This window comes from Mycetocola sp. Y719 (genome assembly GCF_056713205.1).
The window spans coordinates 804,119-825,457 of sequence record NZ_JBWYGY010000002.1 but is presented as its reverse complement, the minus strand read 5'-3'; the positions used below and the strand labels follow the sequence as shown (position 1 = coordinate 825,457).

Sequence of the window (21,339 nt, the reverse complement as noted above, 5' to 3'; positions counted from 1 at the left end):
CGTGTGGGTGTGACTGATCGGCTCGCGCGGCGCCTGGGACTCGGGGATGCCGTCTTCATCGGCCTCGGCTCGATGATCGGCGCCGGCGTCTTCGCCGCATTCGCCCCGGCGGCGGCCGCAGCGGGCTGGGGTCTGCTCGTCGGACTCGTCGTGGCCGCGGTCATCGCGTACTGCAACGCGTCGGCGTCTGCGCAGCTCGCGGCCCAGTATCCGTCCTCAGGTGGGACGTATCTGTACGGCCGGGAGCGGCTCGGCCCCTGGTGGGGTTTCGCCGCGGGCTGGAGCTTCATCATCGGCAAGACCGCGAGCTGCGCGGCCATGGCCCTCACCTTCGCTGCCTATGCAGCGCCCGCCGGGTGGGAGAAGCCCGTGGCCGTCGTCGCTGTCGCCGGTCTCGTGGCCGTGAACTACGTCGGGGTCACCAGGACAGCGCTGCTCACCCGTGTGCTCGTCGTGGTGACGCTGCTCGTGCTCGCCGTCGTCGTCACCGCCGGGCTTGCGGCGCCGACGGCTCCCGTCGATTTCGCATTCATCGGAGGCGACCCGATCTCCGTCTGGCTCGGCACCCACGGGGTTTTCGATGCGGGCGTCTACGGCATCCTGCAGTCGGCCGGCCTGCTGTTCTTCGCGTTCGCCGGGTACGCCCGCATCGCGACCATGGGTGAGGAGGTGCGCGATCCGGCGCGCACCATTCCCCGGGCGATCCTCGGCGCACTCGCGATCGTGGTCGTGATCTACGCGGTGGTTGCACTCGTGTCGCTGCGCACCCTGGGACCTGTCGCCCTCGCCTCGTCCGCAGCGCCGCTCGTCGACGTGGCCACGGCAGGCGGCTGGGACTGGACGGCGCCGGTGGTCCGGATCGGAGCGGCAGCTGCCTCTCTCGGAGCCCTGCTCGCCCTCATTGCCGGCATCGGCAGGACGAGCCTGGCCATGGCGCGCGAGGGCGATCTTCCCCGCTCGCTGGCGGCGGTTCATTCGCGATACCGGGTCCCGCACCGCGCCGAGCTCACCCTCGGCGTGATCGTTCTCGTCGTGGTGCTCGTCGCCGATCTTCGGGGGGCGATCGCCTTCTCATCGTTCGGGGTGCTGCTGTACTACTTCGTCGCGAACCTGGCTGCATTCAGGCAGGATGCTCCCCAGCGGCGGTTCCCGCGCTGGCTGCAGGTGCTCGGCATGGTCGGATGCCTGGTGCTCGTCGTCACGCTTCCACCTGTCGGCATCGTGATCGGCGTCCTCGTGCTGGCTGTCGGTCTCGTGGGGCGGCTGGCTGTCCGCCGGATGGCGGCCTAGACGGACTTCTGCCCGCGATAGAACGCGACGGTGTCGTCGAGCGCACTTTCCCACGGCGTGGCCGACACGCCCAGTGCGCGTCCCGTCTCCGAGGCGTCCGACAGGAAGGGAGCGGTCATCTGGTAGCTCGACGCGGCCACCTCCCTGAGCACCGGGTTGAAGACGCCGACGGTGCGGAGGAGCCACGACGGCAGACCGGTCACCGAGCCGGTGACCCCGTAGCGTGCGTCGATCTGCCGGCAGATCTCCGTGCGGCTGAGGTCTGTGGCCGCCGGGACGTGCCAGATCCGCCCCCAGTCGCCGTCGTACGAGGATGCCGCGACGAGGGTCTTCGCCATGTCCGGCAGATAGGCCCAGCTGTGGGCCGCGTCAGGGTCTCCCACCGCGGACGACCGTTTACCGGCGAGGATCGGGCCGAAGAACCGTGTGCCCAGGTGGGCGTCACCGGTCGCGCCAGGCCCGAAGTAGTCGCTTGCCCGAACCTCGACCGCGCGGACGTCGCCGCGTTCGGTTGCGGCGCGAAGAGTTCCCCAGAGGTCGCGACGCACCTCCCCCTTCGACTCGGCCGGGATCTCGGGAGAACGCTCGGTCATCGGCATCGTCGCGTGCCCGTATGAATACAGGTTGCCGACCATCACGATGTCCGCGCCTGTGGACCGAGCCGCCTGGATCACGGCATCCACGATCGGAGGCCACTCGGAACGCCAGCGGTGGTACGGCGGATTCGTGCAGACGACGATCGTGGAGCATCCCGTGGCCGCGCGTGTCAGGGCCGCTGCGTCCGTCGCGTCGAGCCCGACGGCGCGGGCTCCGGGGAGCACGGTCGTCGACCGCGTCGCCACTGTCACCTCGTGCCCGCCATCGAGGAAGGTTCGCGTCGCGGTCGACCCGACCGGGCCGGCACCGAGAACGAGCACGCTCATGTCAACTCCATCCGCAGGGTTTCCTGGCCAGAGCCTAGCCCCGGCCGCGGCGCTATGGTGGGCGGGTGGACCTGCAGATGGTGGAGACCGCCGGCGGCGTGACGATTGCGTGCCGTGTCTCAGGAGACCGGGGAGCGCCTGCTGCGGTCCTCCTGCACGGGCTCGGAGAAGGAGCCTCGAGCTGGGATGCGGTCGAACCACGGTTTTCGGACCGGTTCCGCGTCGTGGCCGTCGACCTGCGCGGCCACGGGGCCAGCGACAGGCCCGGGGAGTATTCGTTCCCCCTGATGCGCGACGATGTCATCGGCGTGCTCGATGCTCTCGGGCTCGTGGATGTCGTCCTCGTCGGGCACTCGATGGGAGGAACGGTCGCTTACCTCGTCGCATCCGCCCGCCCGGACCTCGTCGCACGGCTCGTCGTCGAGGATGCTCCTCCGCCGTATCCGCGCGCGAAGCGGGTCCCCGAGCGCCCGGATGAGCCGCTCGACTTCGATTGGGTGGTCGTCTCGGCGATCCTCGACGAGGTCAACGATCCGACGCGCCGGTGGTGGGGTGTGCTGCCCGGGATCGCTGCGCCCACGCTGCTCATCGGGGGAGGGCCGTCGAGCTCCATCCCTCAAGACCTGCTCGTGGAGGTGTCCACACTCATCCCGGACTGTCGCCTGGTCGAGATCGACGCCGGGCACGACGTCCACGAAACCCGACCGGACGACTTCGCGGATGCCGTTGTCGGCTGGTTGGACGAGACCGCTCCGGGCAAGCGACCTAGCGGAAGTTGATGAACTGCAGGTCGATGTCGAGGTCCTTGCCCTTGAGCAGGGCGATCGTCTCCTGGAGGTCGTCGCGGCTCTTCGACTGGACACGCAATTCGTCGCCCTGGATCTGACTCTTGACGCCCTTCGGCGCCTCGTCGCGGATGATCTTATTGATCTTCTTTGCGTTCTCCTGCGTGATGCCGTCCTTGAGCTCCGCTTCTATGCGGTACTCCTTGCCGCTGGCGAACGGCTCGCCCGAGTCGAGGCTCTTCAGCGAGATGCCGCGCTTGATGAGCTTCGTCTGGAAGACGTCGAGGATCGCTTTCACGCGCTCCTCGCTGTTCGCCTTCATGAGGATCTTGTCGCCGGACTGTGCGATGGATGCCCCAGTCCCCTTGAAATCGTAGCGCTGCTCGATCTCCTTGTGCGCCTGGTGGAGTGCGTTGTCCGCCTCCATCTTGTCGACCTTGCTGACCACGTCAAACGATGAATCTGCCATGCGCCGAGTCTATCGGCCCGGATTCGGCTGTGTGCGAGGGTCAGCCGGCATCCCGGGCGCACCGGAACCCGATGTGCGTCGTTGCCGTGTCGTCCGCCTGTGGGGAGCGAGCGGCCGGGCGGTAGCGCAGGCAGTATTCGGGAGCACAGAGGTGGGACCCGCCCTTCAACGCCCGGCGCGGGATGCGAGACCCCGGCTCCATGCTCCTGGTGCGACGGGCGTCGTCGCCAGGGCTGCAACCGCACCCGCACCCCTCGTCCGCAGTGCTCATTGCGAGAAGGTCCGCACAAGTGTCGCTCGACGGGACCTCGTGCCGTGGCAGGAAGTACGAGCTCGTCCACTCCCACACGTTGCCGATCAGGTCGGAGAATCCGAAGGGGTTCGCCGGGAACGACCCCACAGGGGAGGTTCCCACCCATCCGTCTGCACCGGTGTTCAGATAAGGGAACCGACCCTGCCACGTGTTCGCCATCAACGCGCCGTCGACGCGGGGCTCCCGGCCCCAGGCGTACGGCGTGGCATCGTCACTGCCGCCCCGCGCGGCGAACTCCCACTCTGTCTCCGTGGGCAGTCGTTTCCCTGCCCATGCGGCGTACGCGGAGGCATCCTCGAACGCGATATGGACGACGGGGTGGTCATCCTTGCCTGTGAGGTCGGACTCCGGCCCGAACGGATGCCGCCACTGGGCGCCCGGCTCCCACGACCACCACTGGCGCCAGTTCCCGAGGTCGACCGGGCCGGGTGTCTGCGTGAAGACGAGAGCGCCGGGGATGAGAGCCTCCACAGGTACGCCGGGGAAGTCGACGGGGTCGAGCGCCCGCTCCGCCACCGTCACGTGGCCGGTGTCCGCGACGAACGCCGCGAACTGGGCGTTGGTCACCGGATGCCTGTCGAGATCGAATGCGGCGACGTCGGTGATGTGCTCAGGCGATTCCTCGGGGTAGAACGCGTTCGACCCCATGCGGAACCTGCCACCGGACAGGCGGATCATCGACGACGTGGCCAGCATGTCGAGAGCCTAAGCCAACGATCCTCGTCACCGCTAGGACCCCGCCCGACCGCGTGGTCCTGGACGGGCGACTCTCACCCCGAACAGATGGGGCGCACTGGTGCCGTGGCTATTTATTGTGGTCCCGACCGGTCCGCGATCCGGTGAGGAAGCAGGCGGTAGTGCTCCAGGGACTGACCCGACGGAACGTCACGACAGAGGTGCTCGCGGGCGTCACTCTGCTGGCGATCGCGGTCCCGCTCAACATCGGGTACGCCCAGATCGCTGGGCTGCCGCCGACCGCCGGACTGTACGCCCTCATTCTCCCGGCCGTCGTGTACGCGCTCATCGTCTCGTCCCGCCAGCTCGTCGCCTCACCCGACGCCGCCGCTGCAGCACTCGTGGCGTCGTCCCTGGGCGGTCTCGCGGTCGCCGGCAGCGCGAACTACGTCACACTGGCGCTGGCCCAGGCGATCATCTGCGGTGTGCTGCTCGTTCTCGCTTCCGTCTTCAAACTCGGGTTCCTCGCCAACTTCCTCAGCAAGCCGATCCTCATCGGGTTCGTCGGGGGGCTTGCCCTCGACATCATGGTGTCGCAGGTCGCGAAGATGCTCGGGGTGAAGATCGACAGTGGTGAGGAGTTCATCGGCAAGGTCGTCGCACTCGTCGGCGGACTTCCTGCCGCGAACGGCTGGTCCATCGTGATTGCGGCTGGCTCGCTCGTCGTGCTCATCGTCGGCAGGCGGATCGCCCGCGCGGTGCCATGGGCTCTCGTCGTCCTCATCCTGTCCACGATCCTGGTCGTCGTCGCAGGGCTTGAGGCGATGGACGTCGCGGTCCTCGGGCCGGTCGACGCAGGACCCCCGACACTCACCTGGCCGATTCTCCAGTGGACGACCTGGCTCCAGCTGATCCCCTCAGCCATCGCCCTGGCCATGGTGACGATGGCCGAGGGGCTCCTTGTCTCACGCAGCTACGGCGAGAAGCGCGGCTACCCGACCACCCCGAACCGCGACCTGATGGCATTCGGTGCGAGCAATGTGGCCGCAGGGATGTCCGGAGGGTTCGCGGTCGGATCATCCACCTCGCGGACGGCGGCGATGGACCAGGCGGGCTCGCGGACCCAACTGCCCTCTCTCGTCGCCGCCGTCGGCACGCTCCTCCTCGTCCTGTTCGGAACGGCGCTGCTCGAAGACATTCCGTCTTCGGCCATCGGGGCGATCGTGTTCGTCGCCATCCTTCCCCTGTTGGGGATCCGCGAATTCGCCTCGCTGTGGAGACTCCGCCGGTCGGAGTTCGTCGTCGGCGCCGCGTGCTTCGCCGGCGCCCTTCTCCTCGGCCCGATCGCCGGTATCGTCGTGGCGTTCGTCCTGTCCCTCATCGACCTGGCGCGGCGGGCAGCGAACCCGGCTATCGACGTGCTCGGCGGCGACGACTCGCCGCGTCATTCGCTCCTGCCCGTGGCACCCGACGTCTCGGTGAGCGCACCCGGGCTTGTGATCATGCGCTTCGCCGCCCCACTGTTCTTCGCCAACGCCGGCGTCTTCGAGGATTCGGTGCGCAAGGCCGTGGCGGCGGCGGGGGCCGGCCAGGTGCGGAATTTCGTCCTCGACATGGAGGCCGTCACCGACCTCGACGTGACCGGAGCGGAGTCCGCCACCTCGACGCTCGCCTGGCTCAGAGACCAGGGCATCAGCGTCGCGTACAGCCGCGTCCGACCCGATCTCGAGGCGCAGCTGAGGCACTTCGACCTCGTCGGCGACGCCGTGATGTACAGCACGAATCGTCTCGCCGTGCACGAGCTCAGCGGCCCAGGCGGACCGGCCGAAAAGGCGTGAGAGCGCACACGGATGCGATCCACGACGGATGCCACCCGGATGGGGTGAAGTTCGGACCGGTCAGGCATTCTGTGCGCGGTATGGGAATAGGTTTCTTCTCGACGGACCTCGATCCCGTCGGAGGAGTGGGGAGAAATGGAACTGTGGGATAGCTTCTGGAGCGTGTTCGTCTGGTTCTTCTGGATCTACGTGCTCATGGCGTACTTCTTCGCCCTGTTCAGCGTCATCGGCGACATCTTCCGTGACCACACGCTCAACGGATGGGGGAAGGCTCTCTGGCTCATCTTCCTCATTTTCCTGCCGATCCTGGCACTGCTCGTCTACGTGATCGCGCGCGGCAAGGGCATGAGCGAGCGGTCGATGCGCAGCGCCGCAGACGCGCGCAAGGAGACCGACGCATACATCCGCTCCGTCGCGTCGACCAGTTCAGCAGACGAGATAGCGAAGGCTCAGAGCCTCCTCGAATCTGGCGCCATCTCTCCCGAAGAGTTCGCCGCTCTCAAGGCCAGAGCCCTGGCCTGAGACGCGACCGCGGCCTCCGCTACTGCGGGGGCCGTGCTGTCGACGACCGCACGATGAGTTCGTACGGCAGAGGGACGTCTGCGCTCGAAGGAACGGTCGTCGCGGGTTCCAGGAGTTGCATCAGGGCCTCGACGGCCTGCTCTCCCTGGCGTCGGGGGAATTGCGCGACCGTCGTCAGCCCGAAGAACGTCGAGAGCTGGTGGTCGTCGATGCCGACAACCGAGACGTCGTGCGGAACGTGCAGGCCAAGGTCGCGTGCGGCGAGGATGCTGCCGATCGCCATTTCATCGGACGAGGCGAAGATCGCCGTCGGCCGGTTATGGGGACTGCCGAGCAGCTGCTTGGCTGCCTCGTACCCGCCGGGGAGGGTGAAGTCCGCGGGACGGAAGAGCGTCTCGTCGACCTGCACCCCGGCATCCTGCAGTGCACCCTCGTAGCCGATCCGACGGTTGGACGGCAGATGGAAGTCCAGGTCGAATTCCTGCCCGCCGCCGATGTGCGCGATCCGGGTGTGCCCGAGGCCGATGAGGTGTTCGGTGGCCAGCCTGGCCACCGAGACGTCGTCCATGGTGAGGCTGAACACACCGGCGATGGGCCCACCGACGCCGATCAGCGGTTTGCCCATGGCGTGGAGACTCGACACTTCGTCCTCGGTCAGTTCGAGGCCGATGGCGATGACGGCGTCAACCCGCTGCCGCAGCAGGAAGTGGTCGAACACGCTCTTGCGTTCCTCTCCGCCCCCGGTGAGGTTGTACAACGTGAGGTCGTAGCCCAGCCGGAGTAGAGCGCTCTCAGCACCTTCGATGACCGAAGCGAAGAACCAGTGGTTGAGGAACGGAACGACGACACCGACGTTGCGGGTCCTGCCGGACGCGAGGCTGGAGGCGTTCGACGAGACGACGTAGTCCAGCTCACTCGCAGCCTGGGCGACTTTGAGCCTGGTCGCGTCGGAGACGTAGCCGCGCCCGCTGAGCGCGCGCGATACCGTCGCCGTTGAGACGCCTGCGCGACGCGCGACCTCTTCGATGCCCGCCATGGGACCCCTTTTTGTGAGCGTGGATGCCAGTGGCCAGCATAGCGACGCGCGCGGATGCTCCCCGGCAGTGGCGCAAGCCGAGCCGGTGTGGGACGCTCGGAACGGACGAAAGGGCACTGCATGCACAGGGACGATGACCGCGTGATCGTGATCGGAGACGCACTGATCGACGAGCTCACGGATGCCGCCGGGAGCCGCGAATTCGTCGGCGGCGCCGCGCTCAACGTCGCGGTCGGTCTCGCCAGGCTCGGCGTGCCTACCACCCTCATCGCGATGGTCGGAGACGATGCGGACGGCAGGAGCATCCGCGCCTTCCTCGACCAGTACGGTGTCGAACTGATCGCAACCCCCGGTCTCCTCGGCTCATCGCGTGCGGTCAGCGACCGCAGCGCAGGAGAACCCAGGTACAGCTTCAACCAGGCCGCACAGCGGCGCCGGATCGTGTTCGGCGACGACGAGAGGCTCGCCATCGCCGACGCCAGACTCGTCGTCGTGAGCTGCTTCCCGTTCGACGACGACGAGCAGTCTGCCGGGCTGGAGGAATCCGTGGCCAATCCCGGCCGCCGGCTCGTGATCGACCCGAATCCGCGGAGCGGGATGATGAACGACCTCGATCGCTTCGTCGCGAACTTCGAGCGCATCGGTGCCACCGCTCTGCTGTGCAAGGTCGGGGACGAGGATGCCGAACTGCTCTACGGCACCGATCTGCCGCACCTCGTCGACCTGCTGCACCAGGCGGGCACCGCGACCGTGCTCGCCACGGCCGGCCGCGACGGGGCATCCGTCTCGACGTCCGCGGGAACGGTGTCGAGACCGATCGTTCCTCTGCAGGAGCCGGTCATCGACACGATGGGCGCCGGTGACGCGACACTCGCGGCCGCAGTGCGCACGATCCTCCTCGACGGTGTGCCCGCCGACGACGCCGGATGGGGAAAGCTCCTCGACGACGCCATGCTCATCGCGGCGCTGACCTGCCGCCACGAGGGCGCGCTGTTGCAGTTGCCGCCGGTCGCAGGGGCCTGAGGGCGGCCGATTTCCGGAAGACGACCGGCAAGGGTACTATTTTCACGCGCCTTCGGTTGTCTGTACAAGTCGGTCGAGTGCGTCTGGCGAGTTACCCAAGCGGCCAAAGGGATCTGACTGTAAATCAGACTGCTCAGCATTCGGGGGTTCGAATCCCTCACTCGCCACGCTGTTAAAAAGGGAGTCCACGCGGGCTCCCTTTTTCGTTCCCCTGCCGAGACTGCAGCAGAGGCTCCACAGGGAGCCCCGTTGGAGCCTCTGCTGCACTGTGGATGCCATCGCCCACGGACGGGACTGGCGCCACCCCGCGGGCCAGTATGCTGCAAACACAATGAAGAATCTCCGCCAATCAGCTTTCGTCGCATCCCTCGCGGTTGCGGCGACCCTGCTCATCTCCCCGGCCGTCCAAGCGTCTCAGGCAGCCCCAGCCCCTTCCACGGCCGTCGTCGCCGCTCCGCCGACGGACCTCGTTCAAACGAAGGTGTTCGGCGCCATCCGACGCGACAGCGCCACCGGGAAATGGCTCGCCATCAATGATGCGATGCATGTGTCCCACGGGATCGCATCAGTCGAGAACTACAAGAACAAGGCCCTGAAGATCACCTTCGAGACACCGGCGGCCTACGTCGGCAGTTTCACGGCAACACCGGACGAAACCCTGGCGAAGGCGAACGTAAGGATGGGGACAAGCGTCGGCCTTGCCCACGCGTACCTGTACATGTACCAGGGCACCTCGAAAATACCCGTGAACCCGAACACGATCACGGCGGCCTCAGCGAACATCTGGATCGACGTCACACACTGGGTCGTACCGTAGCGAGCCGCGCGTGTCTCGCCGAGACAGCAGTAGTGGTCTGAAAACGAGCCAGGTTCGAGTCACCGCTGCACTCTCGACGGCTCACAGTGGGTAGCGCACGCCGGTGAGGGTCTCGGATGCCGTCCACAACTCTGCGGCGAGCGTCGCGTCACTCGCGAGCGCGGTGCGTCCGACCAGTGTGGGGTGGCCGTGCTGCTCCATCCGTCCGTCGGGGCCGACGTAGCTGGCGCCTGGTAGGTCCTGCGTCGCGGCGAAGAGGGTCGGCAACGCGCCCATCTCCGGCGACTGGGCGAAGAGTCGATTGCCGAGGCTGCTGAGCCGCTTCAACACGGCGTTTGTCGCCGGCCCGCTCTGCAGGTTCGTCGACGCCCAGCCGGGGTGCGCGGCAACGGCGCGTAGCGGAGATCCGGTTCCCTGCAGTCGGCGCTGGAGCTCGAGGGTGAACAACAGGTTCGCCAGCTTCGACTGGGCGTATGCCGCCCAGGGCTTATACGTTCTCCTCTCCCAGTTGAGGTCGGAGAGGTCGATGGACCCTGTCCTGTGAACGGTGGACGAGACGGTCACCACGCGATCGGTGATCCGCGTGAGCAGGAGGTTTGTGAGGGCGAAGTGGCCGAGGTGGTTGGTGCCGAACTGCATCTCGAAGCCGTCCTTCGTCCTGGCCTCCGGGATCGCCATCACACCGGCGTTGTTGATGAGGATGTCGATCGTCCCGTCCCACCCATCGGCGAAGGCGCGGATCGACGCCAGATCGGCGAGGTCGAGCTGGCGGACCTCGATGGGCCCTGGGATTGCGGCGGCCGCCTCCTCGCCACGGGTCACGTCGCGAACGGCCATCACCACGCGGGCTCCCGCCGCGGCGAGTGCCGCGCTCGTTGCCCGCCCGAGCCCGCTGTTCGCTCCCGTCACGATCACGGTGCGGCCGTTTTGCGGGGTGATGTCGGCGGCGGTCCATGTGCTCATATCGCCCAATGTAGTCGCGGATCAGCTCCGTCGTCGGGGAGGCGCGTTCTGGCAATACCCCCCGGGTTGGGGGAGAGGCTTTTTCTCGCAACAGCAGCGTGGCGGAACCAACTATGGCACCATGACTGATACCTCGCGCACCACCCCGATAAGTGCGCGGGAGATTGGCCGAGTCTTGGATCTTCGCGATTATTTCCGCGTATTGCGCAAAGGCTGGTGGATCGTCGTCGCCTCGCTCCTCCTTGGCGTTGGCGCGGCGACCGCCGTCACGTTGGTCCAGACCCCGTCGTACAGCGCGACCGCGAAGGTCTTCGTTTCGACGCAATCCGCCGGCACGGTTTCCGACCTCGTACAGGGCAATGCGTTCAGCGTGCAGAGGGTGAGAACCTATTCCGACCTCGTGTCCACACCCCTCGTCCTGCTGCCGGTGATACGTCAGCTCGACCTGGACATGTCGCCGGAACTCCTGGCGACGCGGATCGTGGCTTCTGCGCCTCTGGACACGTCGATCATTGCCATCACCGTGAACGACACGGACGCTGAACGTGCTGCGGCCATCGCGAACTCCGCGTCACAGAACCTTGCGGCGGTGGTCCAGGACGTCGAAACTCCGGCGCTGGATGAGGCCATTTCGCCGGTGAAGCTGACGCGTGCCCAGGAAGCGACGGTGCCGCTGAGGCCAGCGAGTCCGAACATCCCGCTCTACCTCGCCCTGGGTGCTGCCGCCGGGTTGATCATCGGGATCCTGATCGCCATTCTGCGTGAGACGCTCGAAACGCGGATCCGAAACGAAAACGATCTCAAGCAGGTCACCGATGTCGCCGTGCTCGGCGGCATCGGATTCGACCCGAACGCCAGGGACAACCCTCTTACCGTGCACGCTGACCCGCAGAGTCGCCGTGCCGAGTCGTTCCGCACGTTGCGGACGAATCTGTCGTTTCTGGAAGTGGCGCGGGCAGAACGCAGCTTCGTCATCACCTCCTCCATCCAGAGCGAAGGAAAAAGTACGACCGGCGCCAACCTCGCCATTGCCCTCGCTGATGCCGGTTTTCGAGTGCTCCTGGTCGATGCCGACCTCCGCAGGCCGACGGTCGCCGACTACATGGGCCTGGAAGGTGCCATCGGGCTCACCGACGTGCTGATCGGGCGAGCGGAGCTGCGGGACGTCATGCAGCCGTGGGGAATGGCAGGGCTCTTCGTTCTTCCCGCCGGCCACGTACCGCCGAACCCCAGCGAACTGTTGGGTTCGACACGGATGTCGCAGCTCATCGCCGAGCTCAACGAGAGCTTCGACGTGGTTCTCTTCGATTCGCCGCCGCTGTTGCCGGTCACCGACGCGGCCATTCTCGCCAAGAAGGTCGGCGGCACGATCATGGTCGTCGCGGCTGGTCGAACCCACAAGAACCAGCTCAGGGGCGCCCTGGCCGCCCTGGCAAACGTCGGTGCGCCGGTGTCGGGGATCGTTCTGACGATGCTGCCGACCAAGGGGTCGAATGCCGGATACGAACTGGGCTACGGCACATACGGGTACGAGCCGGACACCACAACCGTCAAGCGCGTGAAGCTCCGAAAATGACGGTCTCAGCCGATCCCACGGCACGGGCACCTGGACGCCCGTCCGGACCCGACGCGGTGGAGCGGATCATCGTCCATCAGTTCGACCCTGCACGCCCGTCCCCAGGGGGGATCGACACCATCCTGCGTGGCATCTGCCGGTATTCCCCTGAGGGCCTGAGGCTGGCGATCGTGGGCGTGGACACCGGGGCGGGCCCATCGACTCGCCGCCTGGGCCGGTGGGAGCGACACCAGTTCGGCGACCGTTTCGTGTGGTTCCTTCCGGTCGTACGCCTGGATCCCGCAGATCTCTCGAGGAAGGTCCCGCATTCGATCCGGCTGATGGCTGGACTTCTCCGGTACCGAACGCGGCTTCCTGAACGACGGATGGTTGAGGCGCACCGAATGGATGTCGCCCTTGCGCTGCGTTTCCTTGTGCGAGTACCTCAGGGCTATTTCGTCCACACCCAGAGGAACGGCCTCACCGGCGACACGTCCGACTCCCTGTGGCGGCTGTTCCACGACGCACACGGACGACTCGAGAAGAGCGTCGTGCACAAGGCGAAAACCGTCACCGTCTTCAACGAGGCTTACGCGGAGACGATTCGCAGCTGGAATCCGCGGACTCGATTCTCGCCGACCTGGTTCGACCCCGACCTGGTCGTCGCGGGTCGTCGCGACCGGGACGCGGACAGGATCGTCTGGGTCGGCCGGCTGGAAGCTCCGAAGGACCCTGCCCTGGCGATCGATGTGTTCGAAAAGCTCAGCGCTGCGCATCCCGAACGGGATTGGTCGCTCGAGATGCTGGGATCAGGAACGCGCCTGGCCGCCCTGCGTGAGCGTGTTGAGCAGATGCCGGCCGAGCTCCGGAACCGGGTGCAGGTCCGTGGCCGGGTCGAACCGGCTGAAGTCGCAGAGACGCTGGCGCGAAGCGGTGTGTTCCTCATGACGTCGCATCCCGGATACGAGGGCTTCCCCTGTGTCCTGGTCGAGGCGATGGTTGCCGGACTCGTGCCGGTCGTGACACAGGGCTCTGACACCGGAGGGCTCGTGGTGAACGAGAGCACCGGCTACGTGACCGGCCGCGATCCGAGCGAGATCGCAGATCGTGTCGCATCCTCCGGGGCGATCAGCAGGTCTGCCGTTCGGGACACCGTCACATCGCTGAGTGCCCCCGCTGTCGTCGGTCAGATCTACGCCGATTGGCCGAGCGATGACTGACTTCAAGCTGAGGACGGACTCCGCCACCACGCTCACCAGGTTGCGTGTGCACGCGGACGGCAGCCTGACCCTGGCAGGAGAGCCGCTGTTCTGGCGATCGCCTGCGGTGCTGCTGGAGCGCATCCGGGTGATGCGGAACATGGCTCAGCCGGTGCTGGTCGTCACACCGAACGTCGATCAGACAATCGATCTCGACAGGGATCCGAAATTCCGCGGGGCGTATCGGGACGCAGGGCTACGGCTCATCGACGGGGCTCCGCTGACGATGCTTGCGCGGCTCCTCGGCGCAACCGGGGTGCATCGGCACACCGGCGCCGACCTGTTGCCCTTCCTTGTGAGCGAGTCGGAACGTGAGGGGTGGACGGTGGCGATCGCCGGAGGCAGCGCGGGTGTGAGCGGCCTGGCCGTCGCGCGACTGCAGGAGGCGCACCCGGGCGCGAAGGTGGTGAGCGTACCCTTCCCCTACCTCTCCGTCGTGGACGACCCGAGATCCAAAGAGGTCGTGGACGAACTGTGCAATATTTCCGCGGACATCGTCTTCCTGTGCCTCGGGGCACCGAAACAGGAGATGTGGTTCACGCACTGGCGCTCGATGCTTCCGCCGGGCGTGTACATCGGTGCAGGCGCCGCAGTTGATTTCGCCGCAGGAACGGCGCGTCGAGCACCCTCCGTCCTTCGACGCCTCGGAGCGGAATGGTTGTGGCGGCTTGCTCAGGAGCCGAAGCGGCTGGGGACGCGATATCTCGTGAAAGGGCCCGCATTTCTGGCTGTCGTCTGCCGGTCGATCCTCTTGCACGAACGGCGGAGCATTCGTCTGGCACGCGAGGACCTGCCGTGAAGGCTCCAGGGCCGGAAACCGTGGCGATCCTGGCCCCCAGTCTCTCCGGCGGCGGCGCGGAGCACGTGGCCTCGAGGTGGGCGTCCGCCCTGCAGGCGAGGGGATACCGGGTACGCGTTCTGCTCACCAACCCGTCGGAAGACGACCTGGCCACGGCCAACCTCGAGGTCGCGGATGTGAGCAGTCGACTGCGCAGTTTCGTGGGTTCAGTACCCCGAGTGCGGCGAGCACTCCGCGACACCCCTGTCGATGCGGTCCTGTCAGTGATGCCGTACTGGAACCTCGTCGCGCTGATCGTCGCCGCCACCCTTCCTGCGCCCATCCGGCCCAGCGTGACCATCAGCGACCACACACTGCATGTACCTCAGCGGGCGACAGCAAGCCGCTCGACCAGATTCCAGCTGGCTCTCGCCAAACTGCTTTACCGGCGAGCGGGGTCGTGGATCGCCGTGTCCCACCCTGTTGCCGCGGAGATGGCTGCGCTGTACGGGCTCGACTCTTCCCGCCTGTGGGTGGTCGTCAACCCCGTGTCGGATTCGAGCGGGACGCGCCGACTGCCGGTTCCGGTCGCTGAGTCGGATGCGACGTTGCGGCTGGTATTCGCCGGGCGGCTCTCGCCTGAGAAGAGACCGCTGACCGCGGTGCAGGTCGCGGCCACTCTCGCTCGCGACCATTCAGTCCCTGTCGCGCTCGATGTCTTCGGGGCCGGCCCGCTCGAGGACGACATGCGAACACTGGCCCGGTCGTTGGGCGTGCCGATCACCTTCCATGGCTGGGCAGATCGGTGGTACGACCGCGTCGCGCCACGCTCCGTGTTGTTGATGCCGTCCAAGGTGGAGGGTTTCGGCAATGTGCTCGTCGAGGCGGCCGCTGCCTCGATCCCCGCCGTCGTCTCCTCGCGGGCGCTCGGGGTGGCAGACGCCTGCATCCCGGGGATCACCGCCGTCCTCGCGTCAACGGATTCCGTTCCCGCGTACGCGCTCGCAGTGTTGGAGGCCCGTTCGCTTCCCTTCCCCGTCATCGATGAGTGGTTGAGACGCTTCTCGAGCGAGACCGGCGGCGATCTGGTGGCTGAAGCGGTATCCAGGGCGGCGATCCGATGAGCGCCGTCATCGGATCCTGGAACGCCCCAGCCCCCGGACTCACGGTTTCCGGCGTTGCCGGCAGGCCATCGACCGTGACATTCGTCTATGCCATCGCCGTCACGCTTCTCCTCGCCTTACGCACACCGTTCTCCGCGAACATCTCGTTCGGCGTGGCCCTGGCTCTGATCGCCTTTCCCGTGACGCTTCGCCCCTGGTTGTCGTCGCGGTGGGGAATCGTGGTGACGATCCTGGCAGGCCTTGCGCTTGCCGGTGGCGCCCTTCTGATCGAACCGGGACTGAAGGCGGACCCCGGCAGATACTTCAGCCAGGGAACCGCGATCTACCAGGCATCCGTTCTGGTGGGACTCGTGCTGGCAGCGGCGACAGCGCAATGGGCGCTCACCGTCCTCGGACTGAACCGGTTCCTCATTCTGTGGGCCGCTGGACTCATCGTGTCGACACCGTTCATGAGCGGGGGATTCGCGGAGAACCCGTGGAAATATGGCCTTGCCCTCCCCGTGAGCGTGCTCGTACTGAGCCTCGTCAGCCGTGGCGGACCCGTGTTCAACGTGACCGCGCTCGCGATCCTGGTGCTGATCTCGACGTACTTCTCGTATCGCTCCTGGGTCCAGGTGCTGGTCGCAGCAGCGGTCGTCATCTATGTCCTGCGCACCTCACGAGAGAAGCCGGGAAGACCCAGGCGTTCGCGGGTGCTCGTGGGGATCGCACTGGGTGCCGGGGTTCTTGCTTTCGCCTGGCTGCTGTCCCTTCTGGCCACCGAAGGGGTCCTCGGCGAGGCGGTGCAACGACGCACCGTGGAGCAGGCGAATGTGACAGGCAACCTTCTGCTCGGCGCGCGACCGGAGTGGGCCGCTGCATGGTCGCTCGCCGAGCGGCATCCGTTCGGAATCGGGTTGGGGGTGTCCCCATCGTCGACGGACTGGTCGACGGCAGTTCGGGCGATGCCGTTCTCGAACAGCGCCCTGCAGGACTCGGGAACAGTCTCCGGATACTTCCGATCGGGAGAGGTGTCGTTCCACTCGGTGTTGTGGTCCTTCTGGGGGACCTACGGCATTCTCGGTTTCGCACTGGTGGCGGTCGTCGTCGTTCTCATCGTGAAGACGCTGCTGTCTCTCGACTCCCTCCGGTTGAGCACGCCGGTGATGGCCGCCGTCGCGGTGTTGATGATCGGCGCCGCGTGGGATCTTCTGTTCAGCCCGCTCGCCCTGGCGCCGCTCGCCGCCACCCTCGCGGTGATCGCCTGGTTGCCTCGTGAGGCCCAACGACGGCGCGATCCGTGGCACGAACGGCTGGAGGAGTACACATGAGCGCGAGGCCCCAGCCGAAGATCACCGTGATCACGGTGACGCTCAACGACCTCGAGGGGCTGAAGAAGACCCTGTCGAGCGTGCGTGAGCAGGTGGGCAGCAATTGTGAGCATTGGGTCATCGATGGCGGATCCATCGATGGTTCCCGCGAATTGCTGGCTGACTATGTCGCGTCCACCGCCGGCGCCCACTTCGTCTCTGAGGCGGACGCGGGGATATTCGACGCCATGAACAAAGGCATCGCCCTGGCGACGGGGGAGCTCTTGGTGTTCCTCAACTCCGGCGATTGCTTCACCGACCCCGGGGTCCTGGGGTTCGTATCGCGGGAATGGGCGCGCGGGAACTGGGAGTGGGGCTACGGCGCAGTCCGGTACGTCGCCGCGGATGGCGAGGTGGTTTCCGGATCCCTCCAGTCACCGTTCCGCCGTCGGCGTCTGCAGCTCGGATTTCGGTTCGCGCCGTGGCCTGCCACCTACATCAGCCGTGACCTGATCCGGCGCGTGGGCGGCTTCGACGATCGATTCGGCTTCGCCGCAGACCAGGAGCTTGCGATCCGTGCTGCCGCCGTCGCGGAACCGGTCACCTGGGTCCGGTTCATGGCCGATTTTCTGCTCGGGGGCGTCCACTCGCAAAGCAGCTTCCTCACGCGGGAACGGCTGTGGCACCGCATGCGTGTTCACAACGGCGTTCCGGTTCTCGGTTCGAGGGTCGTCGATCTCGGGGCGGCGTACTCGATCGCCTGCTTCCGTGAGCTTCGCAGGCGGGGTGCTGCGTTCGCCGGCAGAGGGAGGCGCTGACCGGTGACGATCGACGGGTCGACGGGGGCGGTGGCTCTGCCTGTCGAGGGGAAGGCGAATGGACGCAATGCCGCGCAGGCGATCCTCTCGTCCGCAGGAGCGCGGGTGGCGGTCTTGCCGCTCACCGGTGTGTGCTCGATTCTCACAGCCCGTCTGGTCACGGATACCTACGGGGTCGACGGCTACGCCGTCTTCTCGCTGATTGCCGCCCTGCCGTTCCTCTTCCCGTTCATCGATCTCGGGGTGGGCGCCGCGGTCGCCAATGCGGCGGGCGCATTGCCCGCTCACCCGCACGAGTACCGGGAGACCCTCGCCAGGGCTCGTCGCGTGCTCCTTCTCGTCAGCGCGAGCGTGCTCCTCGCCGTGCTCGGGATCGCGGCCCTCGGCGCGTGGCCTGCGCTGACAGGGCTCCCGGACTCGGCGACCGTGAACTGGGGAATCGCGGGCGCCATGGTGCTGTTCGCCGTTGCCATTCCGGGTTCGCTCGGGCATTCGATGTTGTTCGGAATGCGCAAGAACAGCTGGTCGGTATGGATTCAGGGGCTGGGGCCGCCGATCACCCTGCTTCTCGTCGTCGCGGCAACGCTCTGGGCGTCGACGATCTTCGCTGCTCTCGTCGCGACCACCGCCGGCATCCTCGTCTCCTCCTGGGTGGCGACAGCAGTCGCTTCGCGAGTCGGAGTCGCACGTGCCGCTCGCCGTGCCGCGCGGGCATCGCCACGACGCGCGACGCGAGTTGTCCTGTGGGCCACCGCCTGGCCCATGCTGATCGTGTCCCTCTCGCTTCCGGTGAGCTTTCAGACGGGCAGGCTTGTCCTCAGCTGGCAGGCCACGCTCGAGGATGTGGCCATCTATTCCGCCGCCATGGTTGCCTTCCTTCCGGTATTCTCCATCGCCCAGGTCGCCGGCCAGTCGCTGTGGGGCGAGTTCGCCGGTGTGCGGGCTCGATCGGAGAGCGGCGCCGCCGAGTACCTGACCGGACTCAAAGTGGTCGCATTCGTGGGCCTGGTCGGTGCCGTGGGACTGGTCGTGTTCGGCCCGTGGCTCTCAGGGCTCGCGGTCAACGATGCGGTGCAGTTCCCGCCAGGGCTCTTCTGGATACTCGGGGCCACCGTGCTCGTCCAGGCGCTGTATATTCCGTCCGGAATGTACCTGACCGACGCGCCAGGGTTACGCTTCCAGGCGTTGCTCGCCGTGCTCATGGGCGTGTTCGTGCTGTCAGCGTCAGTGCTGACGGCCGGTCCGCTCGGCGTGATGGGCGTTGCGCTGAGCCTGCTCTGCGGCATCGTCGTGTTCCAACTCGTGCCCGGCACGATCAGAGTGCTTGCTTCCATCGGCCGCCACGAACACGCTGACCCGGCATGACCGAGTTTCTGGTGGCCGGTCCCCGGGCGTGGCCGCATCCGTCGTTCTACCCCGTTGAAGCTGTTGTCGACGCGCTGAGTGCTCAGGGCGGTGATCGCGTCGGGGTGGGAGGTCTCTACGGAAAAGTGGTGAGCAGGCTGGGACTGAACCTCTCCGGCCGCGGGCTCCTCCCCATCGTGGTGCCGCTCATGGGCCCCCGCAGGCACCAACTCGCGGACGCGGCGATTCGTGGCCGCCCCGTCGTACTGGCGTGGGATGTGTGGGAGGACTCCGTTGCGGAGTGGATCGAGCTTCTGCACGACTTTCGCGTGCCCGTCGTTTTCTGCACGTCAACGGCGGCACGGGACCTGTTACAGGAGCGAGGGTTCGAAGGCAGGCTTCTCTACCTGCCCGAGGCGACCTCGGTTTCTCTGTATCGACCCGGTTCGCCACTGTCCGAGCGTCCCATCCAGGTGCTCGAGCTCGGCCGAAGGTGGGATGCCTGGCACGACCCGGTGCACAGGTCCGGCCTGCTCGACCAGATCGAGTCGCGGTACGAAGTCGTGAGCGGACAGGTCGTCTTCGACAGCCGAGCCGACCTCATCGACGGGTTAGCCTCGTCGGCGATCTCCGTCTGTTTTCCACGAAGCCTGACCCACCCTGCGGCTGCCGGGAATGTGGAAACGTTCACGCACCGCTACCTGGAGTCCATGGCATCCGGCTGTCTCATTCTGGGTCACGCCCCAGCAGACCTCGTCGACCTCTTCGGCTACAACCCGGTCATCGAAGCGGACGTGCGGGATGCCGCGACGCAGTTGAGATCGATCATCAATGACCTCGACGCCTATCAGGGTCTTGTGGACAGGAATCTGGAAACCGTGAGGCGAGTGGGCGACTGGGAGCAGCGTGCACGGTACATCACCGGCGTTGTGGGCTCCCTGAAATCGTCAGGCGCCAGCCGGCGCTGGGAACGGAGGAGTCTGTGAGTCAGGCGGTTGAGCGAAATCCGGCCGATGCGCAGTTGCCGCCCCCTGCACCCGCCGGTGCACGTCGGGTGAGCTACCTGGACGGCGCACGCGCGACAGCGGCGCTGTTCGTGCTGGTGCACCACACGTACTGCATGGCTTACCCGATCCGAGACGGCATCGAACCCGCGGGCGTCCTGGGATATGCGGTTGGTTGGATGGTCTACGGTCACTTCGGGGTCACGGTGTTCATCGTCCTCGCTGGATACTCCCTGTTCATCGCGCTCGCCCATCGATCCGGTCGCCTCCCCGGTGGATTCGTCGGATATCTCAAACGCCGGGCGTGGCGGATCCTCCCACCGTTCTGGGCCGCACTGCTGGTCACGATCGTGCTTGTGCTTGTTTTCATCGGTTCTCCCACGGGAACCCATTGGGACCAGTCAGTACCGACGAGTCCGAAGGGGTGGGTGGTCGACGCCCTGCTCCTGCAGGACATCGTCCCCGTTCAGGATGCCGCATACACGTTCTGGTCGATATCCGTCGAGTGGCATATTTACTTCCTCGTTCCGGTGATCCTCGTGATTCGGACACGGTCCACCTGGGCCGTAGCGATCGGAGTCGGCGTCAGCATCGGGCTGGTCGGAATGGTGCTCGCAGTGGTGAGTGAGAAGTTCGGTCGCATTCACCCGGAGTACTACGCGGTCTTCGCCCTGGCCGCCGGCGGATGCCTCATCGTCGCCCACGCGCCAGCCTGGGCGCGCCGTGTGCCGTGGAGAGTGACCTCAGCAGTTGCCCTCTCGAGTGTCGTTGCTCTGTGCCTCACGCACGATTTCGCATGGGCGATCTCACATTTTCCCTGGCTCGACCTCGTGGTGGGCGTGGGCGTGGTGTCGCTGTTGATCGCGATCGGTCTGGGAAAGGCCGACCGCGTCGCCAGCACTCTCTCGTGGGCGCCACTCGCCCGAATCGGTGCCTTTTCCTACAGCATGTATCTTGTCCACGCTCAGTTGCTTCAAGTGTTCTGGCAGACGGCGGTGGACCCGTTCAACCTCGACCGGCCGATGCAGCTCCTCCTCGGGTGGGCTGTCGGGGTCCCCCTGATCGTCGGGGCGAGTTACGGCTTCTCCCTCCTCGCGGAACAGCCGGTCGTGCGCAGGGAAGCTCGTATCAAGGCGCTGGGCAACGCGCTCGAACCCAACGCGATCCAACGCTGAGCGGAGCGTTCCGCCGCGACCGAGCCGATGCGATGGACGGCATGTTCACCGTCGACGTGCGTCGTGGGCAGGGCCGTCGGCGCCCTGCAATCGATTTCCGAAGCCGTTCTCGCTCCCGACGAGACATATACCCCCCAGTGCGGGGGTGAAAACCAGATCACGATAGCGGAACGTGAGGAATCTTCGGTAATTTCTGACTCGTGCCCGTCGCTTCCCGAAGCGACAGGCTCACCCGATTCACCGGCACCACCTGATCCATCACCGAAGACCGCTTGCAGCCCCTCCGGCTGCGGCAGCACTAGATGCCCGACCATCGCTACCCGAGCTTTCACCAGCCTT

Annotated in this window: 20 protein-coding genes and 1 tRNA gene; 16 read left to right on the top strand and 5 right to left on the bottom strand. The window is 66.4% G+C overall.

Features of this window, described 5'->3' with window-relative positions; genetic code table 11:
* Positions 1–72: 72 nt before the first annotated feature.
* Positions 73–1,290, top strand: a complete 1,218-nt coding sequence (locus tag AC1M0F_RS10165) for an APC family permease (protein ID WP_480238448.1) — start codon at positions 73–75, stop codon at positions 1,288–1,290.
* Here the strand turns inward: AC1M0F_RS10165 and AC1M0F_RS10160 are convergent.
* Positions 1,287–2,213: an NAD-dependent epimerase/dehydratase family protein gene (locus AC1M0F_RS10160; RefSeq protein ID WP_480238108.1), complete on the bottom strand. Its 927-nt coding sequence runs from the start codon at positions 2,211–2,213 to the stop codon at positions 1,287–1,289. The two genes, AC1M0F_RS10165 and AC1M0F_RS10160, sit on opposite strands and share 4 nt — an antisense overlap.
* 65 nt (positions 2,214–2,278) lie before the next feature.
* On the opposite strand from AC1M0F_RS10160, the gene AC1M0F_RS10155 reads away from it, so the two are divergent.
* Positions 2,279–2,992 carry an alpha/beta fold hydrolase gene (locus AC1M0F_RS10155; RefSeq protein WP_480238107.1) on the top strand — a complete coding sequence of 238 codons (714 nt, stop codon included), beginning with the start codon at positions 2,279–2,281 and terminating at the stop codon, positions 2,990–2,992.
* On the opposite strand, the gene AC1M0F_RS10150 is transcribed toward AC1M0F_RS10155, so the two are convergent.
* Positions 2,979–3,467, bottom strand: coding sequence for a YajQ family cyclic di-GMP-binding protein (locus AC1M0F_RS10150; protein ID WP_480238106.1), 489 nt, complete (start codon positions 3,465–3,467; stop codon positions 2,979–2,981). The two genes, AC1M0F_RS10155 and AC1M0F_RS10150, sit on opposite strands and share 14 nt — an antisense overlap.
* Before the next feature lie 40 nt (positions 3,468–3,507).
* Complete coding sequence (locus AC1M0F_RS10145) at positions 3,508–4,476, bottom strand: formylglycine-generating enzyme family protein (RefSeq protein ID WP_480238105.1); 969 nt, start codon at positions 4,474–4,476, stop codon at positions 3,508–3,510.
* A gap of 161 nt (positions 4,477–4,637) precedes the next feature.
* Between AC1M0F_RS10145 and AC1M0F_RS10140 the strand changes: the two genes are divergently transcribed.
* Both AC1M0F_RS10140 and AC1M0F_RS10135 read left to right on the top strand, forming a co-directional pair.
* A complete protein-coding gene (locus AC1M0F_RS10140) occupies positions 4,638–6,293 on the top strand; it encodes a SulP family inorganic anion transporter (RefSeq protein WP_480238104.1) in 1,656 nt (551 codons plus the stop codon).
* Positions 6,294–6,428: 135 nt separating this feature from the next.
* Positions 6,429–6,815: an SHOCT domain-containing protein gene (locus tag AC1M0F_RS10135; RefSeq protein WP_480238103.1), complete on the top strand. Its 387-nt coding sequence runs from the start codon at positions 6,429–6,431 to the stop codon at positions 6,813–6,815.
* A 19-nt stretch (positions 6,816–6,834) separates the two neighbouring features.
* Here the strand turns inward: AC1M0F_RS10135 and AC1M0F_RS10130 are convergent, their stop codons facing one another.
* On the bottom strand, positions 6,835–7,851 hold the full coding sequence (locus AC1M0F_RS10130) for a LacI family DNA-binding transcriptional regulator (RefSeq protein WP_480238102.1): 1,017 nt from the start codon (positions 7,849–7,851) through the stop codon (positions 6,835–6,837).
* 120 nt (positions 7,852–7,971) lie between these two features.
* Between AC1M0F_RS10130 and AC1M0F_RS10125 the strand changes: the two genes are divergently transcribed.
* From AC1M0F_RS10125 to AC1M0F_RS10115, 3 genes are all read left to right on the top strand, one after another.
* On the top strand, positions 7,972–8,874 hold the full coding sequence (locus AC1M0F_RS10125) for a PfkB family carbohydrate kinase (RefSeq protein ID WP_480238101.1): 903 nt from the start codon (positions 7,972–7,974) through the stop codon (positions 8,872–8,874).
* Positions 8,875–8,959: 85 nt separating this feature from the next.
* A tRNA-Tyr gene (locus AC1M0F_RS10120) sits at positions 8,960–9,041 on the top strand.
* Between the two features lie 164 nt (positions 9,042–9,205).
* On the top strand, positions 9,206–9,691 hold the full coding sequence (locus AC1M0F_RS10115; protein ID WP_480238100.1) for a hypothetical protein: 486 nt from the start codon (positions 9,206–9,208) through the stop codon (positions 9,689–9,691).
* Positions 9,692–9,772: 81 nt separating this feature from the next.
* Here AC1M0F_RS10115 and AC1M0F_RS10110 read toward each other — a convergent pair whose 3' ends face one another.
* Positions 9,773–10,654, bottom strand: a complete 882-nt coding sequence (locus AC1M0F_RS10110) for an oxidoreductase (RefSeq protein WP_480238099.1) — start codon at positions 10,652–10,654, stop codon at positions 9,773–9,775.
* 175 nt (positions 10,655–10,829) lie between these two features.
* Between AC1M0F_RS10110 and AC1M0F_RS10105 the strand changes: the two genes are divergently transcribed.
* From AC1M0F_RS10105 to AC1M0F_RS10065, 9 genes are all read left to right on the top strand, one after another.
* Complete coding sequence (locus AC1M0F_RS10105) at positions 10,830–12,230, top strand: tyrosine-protein kinase domain-containing protein (protein ID WP_480238098.1); 1,401 nt, start codon at positions 10,830–10,832, stop codon at positions 12,228–12,230.
* On the top strand, positions 12,227–13,429 hold the full coding sequence (locus tag AC1M0F_RS10100) for a glycosyltransferase (protein WP_480238097.1): 1,203 nt from the start codon (positions 12,227–12,229) through the stop codon (positions 13,427–13,429). The genes AC1M0F_RS10105 and AC1M0F_RS10100 overlap by 4 nt, the downstream gene beginning before the upstream one ends.
* A complete protein-coding gene (locus AC1M0F_RS10095) occupies positions 13,422–14,267 on the top strand; it encodes a WecB/TagA/CpsF family glycosyltransferase (RefSeq protein WP_480238096.1) in 846 nt (281 codons plus the stop codon). The genes AC1M0F_RS10100 and AC1M0F_RS10095 overlap by 8 nt, the downstream gene beginning before the upstream one ends.
* Positions 14,264–15,370: a glycosyltransferase gene (locus AC1M0F_RS10090; protein ID WP_480238095.1), complete on the top strand. Its 1,107-nt coding sequence runs from the start codon at positions 14,264–14,266 to the stop codon at positions 15,368–15,370. The genes AC1M0F_RS10095 and AC1M0F_RS10090 overlap by 4 nt, the downstream gene beginning before the upstream one ends.
* Positions 15,367–16,680 (top strand): hypothetical protein, encoded by a 1,314-nt coding sequence (locus AC1M0F_RS10085; protein ID WP_480238094.1) that lies wholly within the window; start codon positions 15,367–15,369, stop codon positions 16,678–16,680. Before AC1M0F_RS10090 ends, AC1M0F_RS10085 begins: the two co-directional genes overlap by 4 nt.
* The gene (locus AC1M0F_RS10080) at positions 16,677–17,477 is read left to right on the top strand and encodes a glycosyltransferase family 2 protein (RefSeq protein WP_480238093.1); all 801 of its coding nucleotides are present in this window, start codon (positions 16,677–16,679) and stop codon (positions 17,475–17,477) included. Before AC1M0F_RS10085 ends, AC1M0F_RS10080 begins: the two co-directional genes overlap by 4 nt.
* A 3-nt stretch (positions 17,478–17,480) precedes the next feature.
* Positions 17,481–18,842 carry a lipopolysaccharide biosynthesis protein gene (locus AC1M0F_RS10075; RefSeq protein WP_480238092.1) on the top strand — a complete coding sequence of 454 codons (1,362 nt, stop codon included), beginning with the start codon at positions 17,481–17,483 and terminating at the stop codon, positions 18,840–18,842.
* Positions 18,839–19,807 (top strand): CgeB family protein, encoded by a 969-nt coding sequence (locus AC1M0F_RS10070; protein WP_480238091.1) that lies wholly within the window; start codon positions 18,839–18,841, stop codon positions 19,805–19,807. Before AC1M0F_RS10075 ends, AC1M0F_RS10070 begins: the two co-directional genes overlap by 4 nt.
* Positions 19,808–19,875: 68 nt before the next feature.
* Positions 19,876–21,000: an acyltransferase family protein gene (locus AC1M0F_RS10065; protein ID WP_480238090.1), complete on the top strand. Its 1,125-nt coding sequence runs from the start codon at positions 19,876–19,878 to the stop codon at positions 20,998–21,000.
* The last annotated feature ends 339 nt before the right edge of the window (positions 21,001–21,339 follow it).